The sequence below is a fragment of the Dactylosporangium sp. NPDC050588 genome, assembly GCF_040654975.1.
GTDB classification, from domain to species: Bacteria; Actinomycetota; Actinomycetes; order Mycobacteriales; family Micromonosporaceae; genus Dactylosporangium; species Dactylosporangium maewongense.
The window spans coordinates 64,714-81,748 of the sequence record NZ_JBFAJA010000001.1 but is presented as its reverse complement, the minus strand read 5'-3'; the positions used below and the strand labels follow the sequence as shown (position 1 = coordinate 81,748).

The 17,035-nt window shown below is 72.6% G+C and carries 14 protein-coding genes; 1 reads left to right on the top strand and 13 read right to left on the bottom strand.

All coding sequences use genetic code 11. The annotated features are described in order from the left end of the window. Positions 1–460: 460 nt before the first annotated feature. The 3 genes from tsaD to tsaB are packed head-to-tail and all read right to left on the bottom strand — an operon-like array spanning position 461 to position 2,608. A complete protein-coding gene (tsaD, locus tag AB0I21_RS00445; RefSeq protein ID WP_360557932.1) occupies positions 461–1,504 on the bottom strand; it encodes a tRNA (adenosine(37)-N6)-threonylcarbamoyltransferase complex transferase subunit TsaD in 1,044 nt (347 codons plus the stop codon). Further along, the gene (gene rimI, locus AB0I21_RS00440; RefSeq protein WP_344501800.1) at positions 1,494–1,937 is read right to left on the bottom strand and encodes a ribosomal protein S18-alanine N-acetyltransferase; all 444 of its coding nucleotides are present in this window, start codon (positions 1,935–1,937) and stop codon (positions 1,494–1,496) included. The genes tsaD and rimI overlap by 11 nt, the downstream gene beginning before the upstream one ends. Beyond that, positions 1,934–2,608, bottom strand: coding sequence for a tRNA (adenosine(37)-N6)-threonylcarbamoyltransferase complex dimerization subunit type 1 TsaB (tsaB, locus tag AB0I21_RS00435; RefSeq protein WP_360557930.1), 675 nt, complete (start codon positions 2,606–2,608; stop codon positions 1,934–1,936). The genes rimI and tsaB overlap by 4 nt, the downstream gene beginning before the upstream one ends. 124 nt (positions 2,609–2,732) lie before the next feature. Here tsaB and AB0I21_RS00430 point away from each other — a divergent pair, with 124 nt between their 5' ends. Then, positions 2,733–4,787 carry an Hsp70 family protein gene (locus tag AB0I21_RS00430; RefSeq protein WP_360557929.1) on the top strand — a complete coding sequence of 685 codons (2,055 nt, stop codon included), beginning with the start codon at positions 2,733–2,735 and terminating at the stop codon, positions 4,785–4,787. Between the two features lie 14 nt (positions 4,788–4,801). Here AB0I21_RS00430 and tsaE read toward each other — a convergent pair whose 3' ends face one another. The 10 genes from tsaE to AB0I21_RS00380 all read right to left on the bottom strand — a co-directional run bounded on the left by tsaE (position 4,802) and on the right by AB0I21_RS00380 (position 16,915). Next, complete coding sequence (gene tsaE, locus AB0I21_RS00425) at positions 4,802–5,299, bottom strand: tRNA (adenosine(37)-N6)-threonylcarbamoyltransferase complex ATPase subunit type 1 TsaE (protein ID WP_360557927.1); 498 nt, start codon at positions 5,297–5,299, stop codon at positions 4,802–4,804. Beyond that, complete coding sequence (locus AB0I21_RS00420) at positions 5,296–6,381, bottom strand: alpha/beta hydrolase (protein ID WP_360557925.1); 1,086 nt, start codon at positions 6,379–6,381, stop codon at positions 5,296–5,298. Before AB0I21_RS00420 ends, tsaE begins: the two co-directional genes overlap by 4 nt. Continuing rightward, the gene (gene alr, locus AB0I21_RS00415; RefSeq protein ID WP_360558110.1) at positions 6,378–7,508 is read right to left on the bottom strand and encodes an alanine racemase; all 1,131 of its coding nucleotides are present in this window, start codon (positions 7,506–7,508) and stop codon (positions 6,378–6,380) included. The genes AB0I21_RS00420 and alr overlap by 4 nt, the downstream gene beginning before the upstream one ends. A gap of 1,111 nt (positions 7,509–8,619) precedes the next feature. Next, positions 8,620–10,053, bottom strand: a complete 1,434-nt coding sequence (locus AB0I21_RS00410) for an NAD(P)H-hydrate dehydratase (protein ID WP_360557923.1) — start codon at positions 10,051–10,053, stop codon at positions 8,620–8,622. A 34-nt stretch (positions 10,054–10,087) separates the two neighbouring features. Beyond that, positions 10,088–11,953 carry a glutamine--fructose-6-phosphate transaminase (isomerizing) gene (gene glmS / locus AB0I21_RS00405; protein WP_360557922.1) on the bottom strand — a complete coding sequence of 622 codons (1,866 nt, stop codon included), beginning with the start codon at positions 11,951–11,953 and terminating at the stop codon, positions 10,088–10,090. A 135-nt stretch (positions 11,954–12,088) separates the two neighbouring features. Beyond that, complete coding sequence (locus AB0I21_RS00400) at positions 12,089–12,847, bottom strand: SDR family oxidoreductase (protein ID WP_344501808.1); 759 nt, start codon at positions 12,845–12,847, stop codon at positions 12,089–12,091. Positions 12,848–12,965: 118 nt separating this feature from the next. Next, positions 12,966–14,318 carry a phosphoglucosamine mutase gene (gene glmM / locus AB0I21_RS00395; RefSeq protein WP_360557920.1) on the bottom strand — a complete coding sequence of 451 codons (1,353 nt, stop codon included), beginning with the start codon at positions 14,316–14,318 and terminating at the stop codon, positions 12,966–12,968. 106 nt (positions 14,319–14,424) lie between these two features. Further along, positions 14,425–14,913: a 30S ribosomal protein S9 gene (gene rpsI / locus AB0I21_RS00390; protein WP_344501919.1), complete on the bottom strand. Its 489-nt coding sequence runs from the start codon at positions 14,911–14,913 to the stop codon at positions 14,425–14,427. Between the two features lie 44 nt (positions 14,914–14,957). Continuing rightward, on the bottom strand, positions 14,958–15,401 hold the full coding sequence (gene rplM, locus AB0I21_RS00385; protein WP_360557918.1) for a 50S ribosomal protein L13: 444 nt from the start codon (positions 15,399–15,401) through the stop codon (positions 14,958–14,960). 161 nt (positions 15,402–15,562) lie between these two features. Continuing rightward, entirely contained in the window at positions 15,563–16,915 is a 1,353-nt protein-coding gene (locus AB0I21_RS00380; protein ID WP_360557916.1) for a nitrate/nitrite transporter, read from the bottom strand. Between the last annotated feature and the right edge of the window lie 120 nt (positions 16,916–17,035).

The window sequence follows — 17,035 nt, the reverse complement described above, 5'->3', positions numbered from 1 at the left end:
ACTCTACTCCCATGCCACTCCCACCGTCCTTCCCGCTCCTGCCCACCATGCCACCCCACCGACCGCCCCCTGCGAGCCGCCTGCTCTGACTGGCCGCCCACTGCGGCGGACCGGCTGCTCCGGCTGGTCGGCCCACTCCTGCGGCCTGGCTGCTCCGGCTGATCGGCCCGCTCCTGCGGCCTGGCTGCTCCGGTTGGTCGCTCTACTCCCCCGGCGAACGGTGAATTCCGCTGTGCAGGTCGAACGGCCGCTCCCGCCAAACGGCTCCCCCGCCGAACAGCCACTCCCCGTCGAACAACTCTTCCTGCCAAACGGCTCCCCCGCCGGACGGCCGCTCCCGCCGAACGACTCCGCCCGCCGGACGGCCGCTCCTTCAAACAGCCGCTCCCGCCAACGCCGCCGCCCGGCGGGTGGACGCGCTCGCTGGGCGGTGGCTTCCGCTGTGCAGGGGTGCTGCTGGTCAGGCGGTGACGAGGGTGATCGGCATCGCGGAGTCGGTGGGCAGGGCGAGCCGGCCCGGGGCGGTGCCGGCGGCGACGAGGTGGGAGCCGAGGGCGGCGACCATGGCGCCGTTGTCGGTGCAGAGCTTGGGGCGCGGGACGCGCAGCGTGATGCCGTGCTTGTCGCAGCGCTCCTGGGCGAGGGCGCGGATGCGGGAGTTGGCGGCGACGCCGCCGCCGATGACGAGGGTCCGCACGCCGCCGGCGAGGCAGGCGTCGACGGCCTTGGCGGTGAGCACGTCGCAGACCGCCTCCTGGAAGCTGGCGGCGACGTCGTTGACGGGGACCGGCTCGCCGGTGCGCTGCCGGGCCTCGACCCAGCGGGCGACCGCGGTCTTCAGACCCGAGAACGAGAAGTCGAACCGGTGCTCGACCAGGTCCCGGGCGGCGGTCAGCCCGCGCGGGAACGGAATGACGATCTGCCCGTCGCGGGCGGCGCGGTCGATCGGCGGGCCGCCCGGGAACGGCAGCCCGAGCAGCCGCGCGACCTTGTCGAACGCCTCCCCCGCGGCGTCGTCGATGGTGGCACCGAGCGGCTCGACCCGGCCGGCGAGGTCGTCGACCCGCAGCAGCGACGAGTGGCCGCCGGAGACGAGGAGCGCGATCGCCGGCTCGGGCAGCGGGCCGTGCTCGAGGGTGTCGACGGCGACGTGCGCGGCGAGGTGGTTGACGCCATAGATCGGCTTGCCGGCGGCGAGCGCATACGCCTTGGCCGCGGCGACACCGACGAGCAGCGCACCGGCGAGCCCGGGCCCGGCGGTGACGGCGATCGCGTCGACGTCGCCGAGCGTGATCCCCGCGGTGCCGAGGGCGCGCTGGACGGTCGGGACCATCGCCTCGAAGTGGGCGCGGCTGGCGACCTCGGGGACGACCCCGCCGAACCGCGCGTGCTCCTCCACGCTGGACGCGACCTCGTCGGCGAGCAGCGTGTGCCCGCGGACGATGCCGACGCCCGTCTCGTCGCAGGACGTCTCGATGCCGAGGACGAGGGGCTCAGTCTTCACGTCTCATCACCAACGCATCCGTGTTGCTCGGCTGGTAGTAGCCCTTGCGGACGCCGACACCCTCGAACCCGTAGCCGGCATACAGCTTCTGCGCGGGCAGGTTGTCGACGGCGACCTCGAGCAGCACCTGCTGGATGCCGTGCCGGGCCGCCTCGTCGAGCAGCGCCTCGAGCAGCCGCCGCCCGATGCCCTGCCGCTGCGCGTCCTTGCGGACCCCGACATTCTGGATCCACGCCTCGTCGGGCGGGGCGAGGGCCAGCCCGGCATAGCCGACGACCCGCTCACCGTCGAGGGCCACGAGATAGTGGTGACCGTTGGCCAGCTCATTCCAGAACATGCCCGCGGACCATCGCTCCTCACCGAACAGCTCGTCCTCGATCGGCAGCAGCGACTCGATGTGAAACCAGCGGAGCTCGGCCAGCTGGACGCTCACCGCAGCGCCGGCTTCCGCTCGCCGGGCGCGACGGCGTCGGGCCTGCGCAGGTAGAGCGGGACGAGCGCCTCGCTGGGCGCCTTGGACAGGACCCGGTCGGCGGCCAGCTCGGCGAGCGCCCGCGCGGACGGGTACAACAGCGGCAGCACCGGCAGGCCGAGCACATCGGCATACTTCCCGGCGCCGTCACCCGCCGCCCCGTCGACGGCAGGCACCTCCCCGGCGGCGATCGCGGCGGCCACCGCCGCGGGCTTGTCGACGGCGGGATCGGTCACGCGGGTGCCGTCGTGGTGGACGGACCAGTAGATCTCCTTGCGGCGGGCGTCGGTGGCGACGAGGACGCGGCCGGGGAGGGGGTGGCCGATGCCGTCGAGGGAGCAGACGCCATAGACCGGGACGTCGAGGGCGTGGGCGAGGGCGGCGGCGGTGACCATGCCGGCGCGCAGGCCGGTGAACGGGCCGGGGCCGGTGCCGGCGACGACCGCGGCCAGGTCGCCGGGCGCCACCTCACCTTCGGCGAGGACCGCATGGATCTGCGGGGCGAGCAGCTCACCGTGGGCCTTGCCGTCGACGGTGACGCGCTCGGCGACGACGGTGACCGCGAGCTCGTCGACGCGGACGAGCGCGGCCGTCACCGCGGGCGTCGAGGAGTCCACCACCATCACCAGCACGCCGCCAACTCTACCGACCGGGTCCGACACTTCCCGCGGTCGTCGTCCGCGTCAGTTAACAGGCCCGCAACGAGCCAGGCCTAGCATCGGCCGACATCGACCCGCGCGCGGCAGGGAGAGCGGTATGACTGAGCCGGTCCTGGTCGTGGACCTGGGGTCCTGGGCACTGTCCGCCGCCGTCGTCACGCGGGACCAGTTGCATCTCGTGCGGGATCCGGCGACCGGCGCCGCCCGCTGGCCCGGCGGGGCGAGCCTCGACCCGGCGAGCAAGCGGCTGGTCGCCGGGGAGCAGCTCAGGAACCAGCATCCACGGCACTACGTCGACGGGGTGCGGCGGGCCGTCGACGCGAACGCCCCGATCTGGCTCGGCGACCAGCTGGTCAACGGCGCCGAGCTGGTCGCGGCGGCGCTCGACGCGGTCGTCCAGGAGGCGAGGCGGCAGCACGGCGACGTCAGGCGGCTCGCGGTGACGGTGCCGGCGGCGTACCGGACGCACGACCCGCGCAGGGAGATGCTGGTGACGGCCGCGGCGGTCGCCGGGTTCCCCGACGTGGAGCTGGTGCACGACCCGTCGGCGGCGGTCGCCGACCCGCTGGCGCAGCTGGACCTGCCCGACGGCGCGTACGTGCTGGTCTGCGACCTCGGGGCGACCTGGAGCGCCACGCTGACGCAGGTGCAGCGCGGGATGGCGGTGCCGTTGAGCCAGGAGAGCTCCGGCAGCGGGCGCGACCTCGACGTGGTGCTCGCCGCGGACCTGCGCGCCACCCTGGCGGAGTGGGTGGAGCCCGCGTTCGCGGCCGGCGGCGACACCAGCGTGCGGGCCAACCTCCATGCTCTCGACATCGTGCGCAGGCTCAAGCATCGGTTGAGCGAGGCGCCGGAGGCGACGGACCAGGTCGAGCCGGGAGCTCCGCCGTACACCATCCGCCGGAACCTTCTGGAGCAGCTGACCGAACCGGCGAACCGGTGGCTGATCGCCAGCTGCCGGGCGGTGGTCGCGCGGGCCGGGATCGTGCCGGCGGAGCTGGCGGCCGTGGTGCTCAACGGTGGCTGCTCGCACCTGCCCGGGGTGGCGCAGGCGCTGCACGCGGGGCTCGGCCGTCCGGTGACACGGCCGCCGGAGCCGGAGCTGGCGATGCTGCGCGGCGCGGCCCGGCTGGCCGGCGACAGGGGGACGCGGACGCTGCCGGCGGACCCCGCGCCGTGGCGGGTCGAGCCGCTCGCGTGGACGGTCCCCGGCGGGCGGGGGCGGCTGGTGCGCTGGCTGGCGAAGGAGGGCGAGCCGTATCCGGCGGGCGCGCCGCTCGCGCAGGTCCGCACCGCCGACGACCGGGTCTTCGACCTCACCGCGGGACGCACCGGCGGCGTGCTGCTGGAGCACCGCGTGCCGGTCGGCGGCATGGTGGTGTCGGGCGCGGCCGCGGCGCACGTGCGGATCGTGCCGACCGCCGAACGGTTCCAGCTCGCGAAGCGGCACCACCTGCGGGTCGCGGGCGACTGGCTGCTGATGCCGGACCGCCGGATGCTGGTCGAGTGGTCGCGGACCGGCGAATACGTGAAGGTCCGCGCGGTCGACAGCGGTGCCCTGGTCACGGAGCTGCGCCCCGGTCGCGGCGCCGGCCGCCCGCAGCACGGGCAGGTGGCGCTCGGCCCCAACCAGCAGCTGGCGCTGGTCACCTGGGACGCCGACGGGCACTTCGCCGTCTGGGACGTCCTGTCGGGGCGCATGACCAGCAGCTTCTCCGACGGGCACCGGCCCGACGCGGTCCTCGTCAACGAGGGCGAGTGGCGGCTCGTCGCGTCCGGTGAGGGTGCGGCGAGCGTCGGCCGGTACCGGCGGGACGTGGCCACCGTGTGGGACCTGGCGACCGGGGCGCGGCTCGACCGGATCGTCGGGGAGGACCTGATGCGGCGGTTCGCCGGCTACACGGGCACGAGCCGCGCGGACGCGTTCGCGACCGAGATGGCGAGCCCCGACGGGCGGCTGCGGGCCGCGGTGCTCGACGGCTCGGTGTGCGTGCGGGATGTCGAGACGGAGGCGGAGGTGTTCCGCGCGGACCTGTCGCCGGCGCGGCAGGTCCGGACCGCGTTCTGCCACCAGGGGCGGCACCTGCTGGCCCGCCGGACCGACGACGAAGGCACATCGATCGACGTCTGGGAAGTCCTGCAGCCCGCCTAGGCTTCAGCGCTGCTTCATGGCGTTTTCTTCGCCGGTACGAGATGTGCCACCCGGGCGGGCCAGCCGGCGCCGTGCGGGACGACGGTGACGGTGCGCGTGTCGTCGTCGTGGCGGGTCAGGCGCAGCTCGAGGTGGTCGTCGGCGAGGTGCTCGACGAACCCCTCACCCCATTCGACGAGCGTCACCGAGTCCTCGACGGTGGCGTCGAGGTCGAGGGCGTCGAGCTCGCCGATGGGGTCCTTGACGTCGCCGAGGCGGTACGCGTCGACGTGCACCATCGCGGGGCGCCCGGCGACGACGGGACGGTGCACGCGGGCGATCACGAACGTGGGCGACGTCACCGCGCCCTGCACGTCCAGCCCTTTGCCGATCCCCTGCGCGAGCGCCGTCTTGCCGGCGCCGAGCGGCCCGGTGAGCAGCACGATGTCCCCGGCGTGGAGGACCGCGGCGAGCTTCCGCCCGAACTCGTGCGTGTCGGCGGCCGTCGGCAGCTGTACCGCTTGCGGCGTCACCGGTCCTGGACCTTCTTCAGGAACGTCTCGATGGCGTCGTTGACCTCTTCGGCGTGCTCGAGCATCACGACGTGCCCGCCGTCGGCGACGACGACCAGCTCCGCCTCCGGCAGCACCGCGGCGATCTCCCGGGTGTGGGTGAGCGGGGTGAGCACGTCCCGGTCGCCGCAGACGAGCAGCACCGGCACCTTGCGCAGCGGCCCGAGGACCAGCAGCCGGGCGTGGGTGTAGAGGGTCCGCAGGTACCGCGCGATCACGTCCGTCGACGTGGTGGTGTTCATCTTCTCGACGTACGAGACGAGGGCGGGGCTCGGGCGGGCGGTGCCGAAGCCGTACCGGCGGGTCAGCAGCCACGCGAGGTCGGTGGACGCCCGCCGGGCGCGGTCGACGACACCGGAGCTGATCGGTCCGGCGATGCCGACGACCGGCAGCAGCGGCCGCTTGAACTTCGCGACCACCTCCGGCAGGCCGAACGTGACCTGGTCCAGCTTGCCGGCGGACGTGGAGATCAGCACGACGGCGTCGACCCGCGACTCGAACAGCTCCGGGACCTGCTCGGCCAGCGCCATGATGGTCATGCCGCCCATGGAGTGGCCGATCAGGACGACCCGGCCGGTCGGGGCGGCCGCCTGCAGGACCGCGCGGAGCCCCGCGCCGAGGGCGTCGAGGGAGTACTCGCCCTTGCGGAGCTTCCCGGAGCGGCCGTGGCCCGGCTGGTCGTAGAAGATCATGCGGTGCTTGCCCTCCAGCGCCCTGCGCTGGAAGTGGAATGTGCCCATGTCGAGGCAGAACCCGTGCACGAACACCAGCGTGGGCGCGTCCTCCGGCCCGTCCTCCGGCCCGTTCACGATCTCGACGTGCAGCTCGATGCCGTCGTCGGTGGTGACGGTCAGCTCCTCGTCGGAGTCCCAGACGCCGAACTCCTCGTCGGCGTAGATGTCGTCGGCGTTCTTGGACCGGTGCACGAGGTATCGCTCGGTCGCGACCCCGGCGGCGACACCGGCGGCGGCCACACCGAGGATCGCGCCGATGATCCCGACCTTCCGGCGCCGGCTGCTCTTCTCGACCTCGCTACCCGTCATGCGCTCTCTCCCAGGTACACCCGCGGCGTTCTGTTGCTGCCCATCCGCGTGACGATCTCGTAGTTGATCGTGTCGGCGGCAACGGCCCAGTCGTCGGCGGTCGGCTCTCCGCGCGTGCCGGCTCCGAAGAGCACGGCCTCGTCGCCGGCGCGGACGTCGTCGTCGCCGCAGTCCACGACGATCTGGTCCATGCACACCCGTCCGACGACCCGGCGCACCTTCCCGCCGATGTGGACGAGCCCGCGGCTGCTCGCCGAGCGTGGCACCCCGTCGGCGTACCCGACCGGCACCAGCGCCAGCTTGGTGTCCTTGAGAATCTTGTACGTGTGGCCGTACGACACGCCTTCGCCGGCTTGGACGGCCTTCACCAGCGCCACGCGCGCATGGACACTCATCGCGGGCCGCAGGTCAGGCGCGCCCCCCGGAATGGGCGAGAGCCCATACGTCGACAAACCCACTCGAACCAGCTCAAAGTGGCTCTCGGGCAGCGTGAGCGCCGCGGCGGAGTTCGCGAAGTGCCGCAGCGGCGGCTCGACCCCCAGCCCGGCCGCCACGTCGAGCGCTTCGTCGAACGCCAGCTGCTGCCGCAGAATCGACGGGTGCCCCGGCTCGTCCGCGCACGCGAAGTGACTCCAGATCGCCGCGATCTCCACGTCCCCGCCGGCCTGCGCCTTCGCCGCCGCCGTGACCAACGCCGGCCAGTCCCCGCGCCCCGCCCCGTTCCGCGACAACCCCGTGTCGATCTTCAGATGCACCGCCGCGACCCGCCGCACCTTCCGCGCCGCGTCCACGATCTCGTCCAGCGCGTCGATCGACGACGCCGACAGGTCCACGTCCGCCGCGACCGCCTCGCCCAGCGGCCGCCCGGGACTGTGCAACCACGAAAGGATCTTCACCCCGCCGCCGACGCCGTGCTCACGCAGCGCCAGCGCCTCGTCGAGCGTGGCGGTGCCGAGCCAGGTCGCCCCGGCCCGCACGGCGGCCTCTGCGACGCGCAGCATGCCGTGCCCATACGCGTCGGCTTTCACGACGCTCATCAGGGCCGTTTCAGGCCGCAGCATCCCCTTGAGGGTCGCCACGTTGTGCCGGATCGCGTCGAGGTCGATCCGGACCTGAGCCTGCCACATGCGCCTAAGCCTAAGCGGTGCCCCCACCACCCGGCTCAACCCCAGTTCCGGCCCCAACCTCCAGCGGCACCTCCCCGCCTGTTCCGCGCCCTTTCCACGCCCTGTTCCGCGCCCTGTTCCGCGCCCTGTTTCTGCGCCCTGTTCTGCGCCCGACTCCAGCCCTGCTCCGGCCCTGCTCCACGCCCAGCCCTGCTCCACGCCGCCGCCCTTGCTCCACACCCAACGCCAGCCTTGCTCCACACCCAGCCCCGCTCCACGCCCGGCCCCGCTCCACGCTCAGACCCGCTCCACGCCCAACGCTGCTCCACGCTCAGCGCTGGCCGAGCCGAACCGCGCGATCCAGGCGCCCCACGAGCAGCCAGCTCCACGACCGACCACGCCCCACAAACGGCCGACCCCCTCACGCGCGGCCACGTCCCGTGAGCAGCCGATCCCCCACGCGCAACCACAGCCCGTGAACAGCCACGCTTCACGCGCAGCCGGGACCCGCGAGCGGCCGAGCCACACAAACCAGGCACGCCACGCAAACCAGGCACGCGGTCCGAGCGACTGCGCGGCGGTCGAGCCAGACACGCGGTCCGAGCCAGACACCCGGTCCGAGCCAGACACCCGGTCCGAGCCAGACACCCGGTCCGAGCCAGACACCCGGTCCGAGCCAGACACCCGGTCCGAGCCAGACACCCGGTCCGAGCCAGCGCACCGCGCGCGAGTTGGGGTCGTGGCATGCGTGGGAGCGGGCGTCGCGGCTTGGACATCGGCAGAGCACGGGAGCCACGAAGGAGGCAGCCATCGAGACCGCGCTGCCGGGCCAGATCGGCAACTTCTCGATGGCCGGTGCGCTGCTGCGGGACGCGCTCGCGCTGTGGCGCGGCGACGCGCTCGACGACACCGTCTCGGCGTGGCTGCGCCCCCGGCTCGTCGGCGACCTCGACGAGCTGCGGCCGGTCGCGACCGAGGAGTGGCTCGACTGCGAGAGCACCGGGGAACCGCGGGAACCGGCTCGGTGTCGTCGGCCTCTTTCATCGACCCTAGCACCGCCCGAAAAATTTCCGAGCGGGCGAACACGCAGCGTGACTGGGATCGGCGTGTCGGGGCGGATTGCCGGAGGGGGTCAGGGGCGCAGGGTTGACACCGCCTCGCGGAGGTGGGTGGCGACGTCGGCGGCGGTGACCGGGCCGGTGGTGGCGGCCAGGCGGCCGGCGAGGCCGTGGGTGAAGGCAGCCGCGACCGCCGCCTGTTCGGCGGGCAGGCCGGCGGCGAGCAGGGAGCCGAGCAGGCCGGCGAGGACGTCGCCGGTGCCGCCGGTGGCGAGGGCGGGGGTGCCGGTCGGGTTGACGTACACGCGGCCGTCGGGGGTGGCGACGATCGTGCGGTTGCCCTTGAGCAGGACGACGCAGTCCATGCGCTCGGCGAGGTGCGCGGCGGCGGCCACGCGGTCGTCGCCGGGGGCGCCGCCGGCGAGGCGCTGGAACTCGCCGTCGTGGGGGGTGACGACGGTCGGGGCGTCGCGGTCGCGGAGCCAGTCCGCCATGCGGGCGTCGACGAGCAGGGTGAGGGCGCTGGCGTCGAGGCAGGCGGGGACGGGCGCGCCGAGGACGGTGCGCAGCTCGGCGTACGCGCGCTCGTCCGTGCCCATGCCGCTGCCGCACGTCCAGGCCTGGACCCGGCCGGCGTCGGCGACCCGGTCGCTCGCGATGACCGTCGGGTGCTGGATCCGGACGAGTGGGGCCGCGCCGCCGGCGTAGCGGACGAGGCCGGCGGGGCCGGCGAGCGCGCCGGCGACGGAGAGGACGGCGGCCCCCGGGTACTCGTCGGAGCCGGTCGCGACGCCAACCACGCCGCGGGAGTACTTGTTGTCGTCGGCGGTGGGGCGGGGCCACCAGGCGGCGACGTCGGAGGCGTCGGGCACGTAGCAGGCGGGGTCGCCGGTGAGGAAGGGCGTCAGGCCGATGTCGACGAGCTCGACGAGGCCGCTGTGGACGGCGCCGGGGCCGACGAGCAGGCCGGGCTTGAGGACGCCGAAGGTGACGGTGATGTCGGCGTGGATGGCCATGCCGGTGACGGCGCCGGTGTCGGCGTCCACGCCGGACGGCACGTCGACGGCGATGACCGGGGTGCCGCGCAGCGCGCCGGCGACGTCGGCGACCCGGCTCGCGACCGGTTCCCGCAGACCGCCACGGCCGCCGATGCCCAGGATGCCGTCCACGACGAGGTCGAACCCGCCGGCAAACGATGAACCGACAACGCCGCCGGCGGCGCGCAGGGCGGCGAGCGCCCCGGTGTGGACGCGGGAGGGGTCCAGGACCAGCGCTGAGACGTGTACGCCGCGGCGGGCGAGGAAGGCGCCGGCGTAGAGCGCGTCGCCGCCGTTGTTGCCCGGGCCGACGAGGAGCAGGACGCGGCTGCCGTACACCTTGGGCAGGGTCTGCGCGCAGCGCCTGGCGAGGCCGGCGGCGGCGCGCTGCATGAGCGCACCGCCGGGCAGGGTCTTCATGAAGGCCTCTTCGGCCGCACGGACTTGCGCCACCCGCCAGGCGGCTCTCATGACACGATCACAGCGCCAAGCCTGTCACATACGCCTATTCGACGGTAACCGACTTGGCCAGGTTGCGCGGCTGGTCGACGTCGTGCCCGCGGGCCGACGCGATCTCGCAGGCGAGGACCTGCAGCGGCACGGTCGTGACCAGCGGCGCCAGGAGCGTCGGGGTGACCGGCACGTGGAAGAGGTGGTCGGCGTAGGGCTCGACCGCCGTGTCGCCGTCTTCGGCGATCACGATCGTGCGAGCGCCCCGCGCCCGTACCTCCTGGATGTTGGAGACGACCTTGTCGTGCAGGACGCCGCGGCCCCGGGGCGACGGCACCACGCACACGACGGGGGTGCCTTCGTCGATGAGGGCGATCGGGCCGTGCTTCAGCTCGCCGGCGGCGAACCCTTCGGCGTGCATGTAGGCGAGCTCCTTGAGCTTGAGCGCGCCTTCGAGGGCGACCGGGTAGCTGACGTGCCGGCCGATGAACAGGACGCTCTTGGCGTCGGCGAGCTCCCGGGCGAGCTTGCGGATCGGCTCCATCATCGCGAGGACCTGCTCGACCTTCTGCGGCATCTCCTGCAGCTGCGCGACCACGGCGCCGACCTCGTCGGCGTACTTGATGCCGCGGACCTGCGCGAGGTGCAGGCCGACCAGGTAGCAGGCGACGAGCTGGGTCAGGAACGCCTTGGTCGAGGCGACCGCGATCTCGGGGCCGGCGTGGGTGTACAGGACGGCGTCGGACTCGCGCGGGATGGTGGAGCCGTTGGTGTTGCAGATGGCCAGGACGCGGGCCTTCTGTTCCTTCGCGTGCCGCAGGGCCATGAGGGTGTCCATGGTCTCGCCGGACTGGGAGATGGCCACGACGAGCGTGGAGCGGTCCAGGACGGGGTCGCGGTAGCGGAACTCGCTGGCGAGCTCGACCTCGCAGGGGATGCGGGTCCAGTGTTCGATCGCGTACTTGGCGACCATGCCGGCGTGATACGCGGTGCCGCACGCGACGATGAAGACCTTGTCGACGTCGCGGAGGTCCTGGTCGGTGAGGCGCACCTCGTCGAGCAGCAGGTCGCCCTGCTCGTTGAGCCGCCCGAGGAGGGTCTCGGCGACGGCGTGCGGCTGCTCGGCGATCTCCTTGAGCATGAAGTAGTCGTAGCCGCTCTTCTCAGCGGCGGAGATGTCCCAGTTGATGTGGAAGTCCTTGCCCTCGGCGGGGTTGCCGAGGAAGTCGGTGATCACGATGGCGTCGCCGGTGATCAGCACGACCTGGTCCTGGCCGAGCTCGACGGCCTCGCGGGTGTGTTCGATGAACGCGGCGACGTCGCTGGCGAGGTAGTTCTCGCCCTCGCCGCGGCCGACGACGAGCGGCGAGTTGCGGCGCGCGCCGACGACGGCGCCCGGGGCCTGGGCGTCGACGGCGAGCAGCGTGAACGCGCCTTCGAGCCGGCGGCAGACGGCCCGCATCGCGTCGGCGAGCCGCTCGGCGGGGTCTTCCACCGGGCTGCGGGAGACCTCGAAGCTCAGCAGGTGCGCCGCGCACTCGGTGTCGGTGTCGCTGGCGAACTCGATGCCCTGCTGCTCCAGCTCGGTGCGCAGCTTCGCGAAGTTCTCGATGATGCCGTTGTGGATGACGGCGACCCGGCCGTCGACGGAGCGGTGCGGGTGCGCGTTGCGGTCGGTGGGGCCGCCGTGGGTGGCCCAGCGGGTGTGGCCGATGCCGGTGGTGCCGGTGTCGAGGCCGTCCTCGCTCTGCAGGGCCTTCTCGAGGTTGGCGAGCTTGCCGGCGCGCTTGGCGGTGCGCAGGACGTCGTCGACGATGGCGACCCCGGCGGAGTCGTACCCGCGGTACTCCAGCCGGCGCAGGCCGTCGAGGACGATGGTCAGGGCCGGACGCGAACCGGCGTACCCCACGATTCCGCACATGTCCCGTACCGTAGCAGACATTCGAGCATGCCCGATGCTCGAAACTGTCGTGATTGCGCACGACGTCTGCGCACAGTGGGACGAAAGCGACGCGTGCCACCCCCGGGCCGGGGGTGGCACGCGTGACAGGCGGGGTCAGGCCAGCGAGGAGCGGATCTGGGCGCCGCCGTCGATGACGAGCGTCTGGCCGGTCATCCAGCGCGACGCCGGCCCGCCCAGGAAGGTGATGACGTCGGCGATGTCGTCGGGTTCGCCGATCCGCCCCAGCGGGAGGTGCTCGCTGAGGTACTGCTCGTTGTTCTCCCACAGCCCGCGGGCGAGCTTGGTGCGCACGATGCCGGGCGCGACGCCGTTGACCCGGACCGCTGGGGCGAGCTCGGCGGCGAGCTGGCGGGTGAGGTGGATGACCGCGGCCTTCGTCGCGTTGTAGTAGCCGATGCCGGGCTCGGTGAGCAGCCCGCCGACGGAGGCGACGTTGACGATCGCGCCACCCCGGGACGACATCGACGCCTTCCAGGCCAGCTGGCTCCACAGCACGGGGCCGAACTGGTTGAGCCGCGCGGTCTTCTCCGCGCGGACCGGGTCGATGTCCATGAGCGGGCCGAAGTACGGGTTGGTGCCGGCGTTGTTGACCAGGACGTCGATCGCGCCGAACCGGGCCATGGCGGCGTCGACGGCGGCGCCGGCCTGGTCGGGCTCCGCGGCGTGCGCGGCGTGGGCGAGCACCCCCGCGGACGGGTGAGCGGCGCGGATCTCCTCCGCGACGGCGTCGAGCGCCTCCTGGTCCCGGGAGGTGAGCACGACGTTGCAGCCCTGCGCGGCGAAGGCGACGGCGGTCGCCTTGCCGATGCCGCGGGATGCGCCGGTGACGAGAACGGTGCGGGCGTCAGTCATGCGCCGCACGTTACTCCCGGGTAGACCCCCTCATGTCGACCATGGCGGCGTCGGTACGAGACGACCCGCCGCCACCGCGCGTGACCCGGAAAGCGAGCGGAGCCGGGGCTAGACGGGGCTAGACGGGAGAAACGGGGGAGACCGTGCGGACGATGGCGGCGATGCGCTCGGCGGCCTCGCGGGCGATCGCCAGGGTGGACGCCTCGACCATGACCCGGACGAGCTGCTCGGTGCCCGACGGGCGGAGCAGGACCCGGCCGGCGCCGCCGAGCTCCGCCTCGACCTGCTTCGCGGCGTCGAGGACCTGGGCGGCCTTGGCGGCCGCGGCGCGGTCGCCGACGGGCACGTTGATCAGGACCTGCGGCAGCCGCTGGACGACGGAGGCGAGGTCGGCGAGGGTCCGGCCGGTGCCGGTCATGCGGCCCATGAGGTGCAGGGCGGTGAGCACGCCGTCGCCGGTGGTCGCGAAGGCGGGCATGACGATGTGCCCGCTCTGCTCGCCGCCGAGGGCGAGGCCCTTCGCGCGGAGCTCGTCGAGGACGTACCGGTCGCCGACGCGGGTCTCGAGGAGCCGGATGCCGGCGTCGGCCATGGCGATCTTCAGGCCGAGGTTGCTCATGACGGTGGCGACGAGCGTGTCGTCCTTGAGGTGGCCGCCGTCGCGCATGGCGAGGGCGAGGACGGCCATGATCTGGTCGCCGTCGACCTCGTCACCGGCGGCGGTGACGGCGAGGCAGCGGTCGGCGTCGCCGTCGTGGGCGATGCCGAGGTCGGCGCCGTGCTCGACGACGGCGGCGCGGAGCTGCTCGAGGTGGTTGGAGCCGCAGTTCTCGTTGATGTTGAGCCCGTCGGGGTCCGCGTTGATCGCGACGACGGACGCGCCGGCCCGCCGGTACGCCTCGGGGGCGGCGGAGGAGGCGGCGCCGTTGGCGCAGTCGACGACGACCTTGAGCTCGACGAGCGGGCCGGGCAGCGACGTCAGCAGGTGCCGGACGTAGCGGTCCTCGCCGTCGTCGAGGTCGGTGACGCGGCCGACACCGGCGCCGGTGGGGCGCACCTTGGTGCCTTCGGCCATGAGCCGCTCGATCTCGTCCTCGACCTCGTCGGGGAGCTTGTGACCGCCGGCGGCGAAGAGCTTGATGCCGTTGTCGGGCATCGGGTTGTGCGACGCGGACAGCATCACGCCGATGTCGGCGGACAGCACGCCGGTGAGGTAGGCGACGGCCGGGGTGGGCAGGACGCCGACGCGGATCACGTTGGCGCCGGCGCTGGTGAGGCCGGCGACGACGGCCGCCTCCAGCATCTCTCCGCTGGCCCGCGGGTCGCGGCCCACGACCGCCAGGGGCGCGTGGGAGTGGTCGCGCTCGAACAGCGCCTGGGTCGCGGCGATGGCGACGGCCATTGCCAGCTCGGGAGTCAGGTCGGCGTTGGCGCGTCCGCGGACGCCGTCGGTGCCGAAGAGTCGCCCCACTGCGATACCTCCGTTGAGCTTTAGGCCGCGAACCGTCGATCCTAAAGGGCCGCGAACGCAAATCGGCCGGGTACACCTCCAGGGTGCACCCGGCCGCGAAGCTTGGTTAGCGCTTCGAGTACTGCGGAGCCTTACGGGCCTTCTTCAGACCGTACTTCTTGCGCTCGGTGGCGCGGGCGTCACGGGTGAGGAAGCCGGCCTTCTTCAGCGCCGGGCGGTCGTCGGGGTCGTTCTCGACGAGCGCGCGGGCGATCGCGAGGCGCAGGCCGCCGGCCTGACCGGTGGTGCCGCCGCCACGCAGGTTGGCGAACACGTCGAACTGCTCGAGCTTCTCGACGATCACCAGCGGCTCCTTGACGGACTGCTGGTGGACCTTGCTGGGGAAGTAGTTCTCCAGCTCGCGGCCGTTGAGGAGGAACTTGCCGGTGCCGGGAACCAGGCGGACCCGGACGATGGCCTCCTTGCGGCGGCCAACGGTCTGGATCGGCTGGCCGGCGCGGCGGGAACGGGTCGGGACCTTGGCCGTCGCCTCAACGGCGGGGGTCTCGACGGTGGCGACAGCAGCAGCGGCCGGCTCAGCGGCCTCGGTGTCGATGGTCTCGACGGTCTCGTCGGTCACGCTCAGTCCTTCGTCCGCGCTCACTGCGCGATCTGCTTGATCTCGAACGGCTGGGGCAGCTGCGCGGCGTGCGGGTGCTCGGCGCCCGCGTAGACCTTCAGCTTCCGGATCTGCCGGGCGCCGAGGCGGTTGTGCGGGAGCATGCCCTTGACGGCCAGCTCGATCGCCCGCTCCGGGTTCTTGGTCAGCAGCTCCTCGTAGCCCACCTTCTTGAGCCCACCCGGGAAACCCGAGTGGCGGTAGGCGACCTTGGTCTGCCGCTTGTTGCCGGTCAGCGCCACCTTGCCGGCGTTGATCACGATGACGAAGTCGCCGGTGTCAACGTGCGGGGCGAACGTCGGCTTGTGCTTACCGCGCAGCAGCGTGGCGGCGTGCGTGGCCAGGCGGCCGAGCACGATGTCCGACGCGTCGATCACGTGCCACACGCGCTCGATTTCACCCGGCTTCGGGCTGTACGTACCCACAGGTCTACCTTGTCTTCCACGTCGTCGGTTCTGGGGTGCGCTCTCATGGCGGCGCTAAAGGGGCGCACGACCACCTAGCGTACCCGAACAGTGGGGACGCCTTGTCATCGCACAACAGCGGTCCACGATACCGGGCCGCTGTTGTGCGAGTCAAAACGGCCTCAGACCCCCTCGAGCCTGCCGGGCGACCTGCGGAGGTAGACGAACCAGGTGACGGCGAAGCAGACGGCGTAGAAGGCGAGGAAGGCGATGTACGCACCGTCACCGGTCTTGTACGCGAGGAACGACTGCCGGAACGCGAGGTTGACCAGCACACCCCCGGCCGCGCCGATCGCGCCGGCGACGCCGATGAGCGCGGTGGCGAGCCGCCGGGACTGGTTCTCGTCCGTGGGGTACTTGGCGCGGAAGATCGCCGGGATCATCTTGTAGGTCGACCCGTTGCCGATGCCGCTGAAGACGAACAGCGCGATGAACCCGGTCAGGAACAGCGGCAGGGAGTGCTGCCGCGACGCGGTGAGCACCAGGGTGGCGCCGAGGGCCATGCCGACGAAGTTCCAGAAGGTGATCCGGGCCCCGCCGAAGCGGTCGGCGAGGAGGCCGCCGACAGGGCGGATGAGCGAGCCGAGCAGCGGGCCGAGGAACGTGAGGTAGGCCGCCTTCACCGGGGTGTCGAAGTCGGACTTGAACTGCACGAGGAGCACCTGGCCGAACGCGAAGCCGAAGCCGATGAACGAGCCGAACGTGCCGATGTACAGCAGTGACATGATCCACGCGTGGCGGTCCTTGATGACGTCGCGCATGGCCCGCCGGTCGTTCGCGGCGTGCGCGAGGTTGTCCATGTACAGCGCCGCGAGGGTCGCCGCGATCACGATGAGCGGCAGGTAGATCAGGATGATGAGGCGCGGGTGACCGGCGCCGGCGGTCGCGAGGACGAGCAGGCCGACGAGCTGGACGGCGGGGACGCCGATGTTGCCGCCGCCGGCGTTGATGCCGAGCGCCCAGCCCTTCAGCCGCTGCGGGTAGAAGGCGTTGATGTTGGCCATCGAGGAGGCGAAGTTGCCGCCGCCGACGCCGGCGACGGACGCCACGATCAGCAGGGTGGTGAAGGAGACGCCGGGCTCCAGGACGATGCCGGCCAGGATGCTCGGCACCAGCAGCATGAGGGCGCTGAAGATCGTCCAGTTGCGGCCGCCGAAGGTGGCGACGGCGAACGTGTAGGGCAGCCGCAGCACCGCGCCGACGAGCGTCGGGGCGCTGGTGAGCAGGAACTTCTGGGCCGGGTCGAAGCCGTACTTCGGGCCGAGGAAGAGCACGAAGACCGACCACAGGCTCCAGATGGAGAAGCCGATGTGCTCCGACAGGATGGAGACGATGAGGTTGCGCCGCGCGATCTTCGCGCCGCCGTCCTCCCAGAAGGTGCGGTCTTCTGGCCGCCAGTCGCTGATCCAGCGGCCGCCGCGGCGGGGGGCCGGGGGCTGTGCGCCAGGCTCGGTGGTTTCCACGGCGAGAGTCATGACGCGGAAGTTAAGGACGCCACGTTTCGGTCGCGCGCACCGCTACTTGTCCTGACCGAAACGTTTCCCCCACGTCGGCGGCCGCCCGGTTGTGAGAACCGGACGGCCGCCCCCGGAAGA

Coding starts and splice junctions, on each gene's coding strand:
- AB0I21_RS00400 (WP_344501808.1), bottom strand. CDS start 12,847: ATGACTGACGCCCGCACCGTTCTCGTCACCGGCGCATCCCGCGGCATC.
- AB0I21_RS00430 (WP_360557929.1), top strand. CDS start 2,733: ATGACTGAGCCGGTCCTGGTCGTGGACCTGGGGTCCTGGGCACTGTCC.
- AB0I21_RS00380 (WP_360557916.1), bottom strand. CDS start 16,915: ATGACTCTCGCCGTGGAAACCACCGAGCCTGGCGCACAGCCCCCGGCC.
- AB0I21_RS00420 (WP_360557925.1), bottom strand. CDS start 6,381: ATGACGGGTAGCGAGGTCGAGAAGAGCAGCCGGCGCCGGAAGGTCGGG.
- alr (WP_360558110.1), bottom strand. CDS start 7,508: ATGTGGCAGGCTCAGGTCCGGATCGACCTCGACGCGATCCGGCACAAC.
- AB0I21_RS00410 (WP_360557923.1), bottom strand. CDS start 10,053: ATGAGAGCCGCCTGGCGGGTGGCGCAAGTCCGTGCGGCCGAAGAGGCC.
- glmS (WP_360557922.1), bottom strand. CDS start 11,953: ATGTGCGGAATCGTGGGGTACGCCGGTTCGCGTCCGGCCCTGACCATC.